Raw genomic sequence first — 1,412 nt, forward strand, 5'->3', positions numbered from 1 at the left:
ATCCGGCGGCTTTTGCTCAGATGGAAAGATGGGTTTGAATATGATTTTTTTGAAAATCCTGATTTAAACTATCAACACATTTTTTTGAATCTGCATAAATTTTATAATCTGCAAAACAAAAAAAAGCTAAAGCAAATGGGATTTGAAAACAGCTGGTGGGACTATTTCGCACGTAATTTTCCTTTATGTTCCAGGCTTAATCCGGAAGAAAATGTAGCAAAAACTTTTCCTTTATCCGGCCGGGCCTTTAAAAAATTAATGGATAAGCATAGCCGACATGCTTTGATAATTAGCACAATCTACAGTAATGCAGCCTCCATTTTATGGTTGCTTTTTTATGACTACACCCTGAAGACACAAAAACGCCCTCTCTATATTCTGGCAAACGCGCAGTTATATCAGGACATTTATAATTATTTCCTGGGAATTTATGTGGACGATGTAGCGCAAAAACTGGCTAAAAATAAAATTTATATTCTTAACCTTGCGGATAATCAGGAGCATATTTTGCTAAATGCCTTAAAAAATGGCGGCCTGTTCCTATACTTCAGCGATACACCGCCAGGCAAGGCAAAACAAAATAATGATGTTTCCCGTCTGACAATTGCTGATAATATCCTGCATGTTTCCTTTGGGCTATTCCGTTTGTCAGCTCAACTGAATATACCAATTTTGCCCCTAACCGCGTATCTTCAGGGAAATCGCTTGCGTCTGCGGGAATTTTCTCTGATAAAATTAAATCCCTTAAATTTAACAGCAGGTAAAATAGAAAATACTATCATCAGACTATGTGAACCGCTTGTTTTCTTTCTGCAAAAACATCCGGGAAAATGGCTGGGCTGGAAATTGTTACAAGACTTTAAACCCCTTTTCTGTAAGGCTCCTCAATATCCTGCTGTTAAACAGTTAATAAACACCGACAAACTTATCTGGTTTTCCAATAAACGAACAACCTTTGTGTTAAACCTGGAAAACGGTCGTCTTCTGGCCTTATACAGCCCGATTTTTGAAGTAATTTTAAAAAGCCGGACCATAGATGAGGCTTTTAAAAGTTTGGCCAGACAAAAATTCAGGATTGAACGAAAAAAAGGCGAGGAATGGATTAAGTTTCTGCGCTGAAAAAAACGTCCAGTTCATTTTTGTTAAAATCGTAGGGGGAATGAATAATAACTTCCATCCGACCCCTGCTCTGTCCGGCATGAAAACTGAACCCCCTTAACCAGCGCGGTATGCTGTTTGTTTTGTCCTGATTAAGTTCAAAATTCGTCACCTCGCTGTAATGACCATAATAATGAAAAAGAAAAAGCGACTGCGTTTTGGTAATATCTCCCACACCCTGTTTTAAAAGGCCCTGCAGCTGTTTATATTCATTCGGAATATCCGGATTAAAAAGCAGTGTTTCAAAATGGATT

General features: G+C 38.1%; 2 protein-coding genes. One reads left to right on the plus strand and one right to left on the minus strand.

The window, feature by feature from the left end; translation table 11 throughout:
• A partial coding sequence (locus PHV30_12040) for a hypothetical protein (protein MDD5457742.1) occupies nucleotides 1-1,119 on the plus strand: 1,119 nt, incomplete at its 5' end.
• Here the strand turns inward: PHV30_12040 and PHV30_12045 are convergent.
• A partial coding sequence (locus tag PHV30_12045; protein ID MDD5457743.1) for a hypothetical protein occupies nucleotides 1,103-1,412 on the minus strand: 310 nt, incomplete at its 5' end. The genes PHV30_12040 and PHV30_12045 overlap by 17 nt on opposite strands.

The organism is Candidatus Margulisiibacteriota bacterium (genome assembly GCA_028715625.1).
In the GTDB taxonomy this organism is placed as follows: Bacteria; Margulisbacteria; Riflemargulisbacteria; order GWF2-35-9; family GWF2-35-9; genus JAQURL01.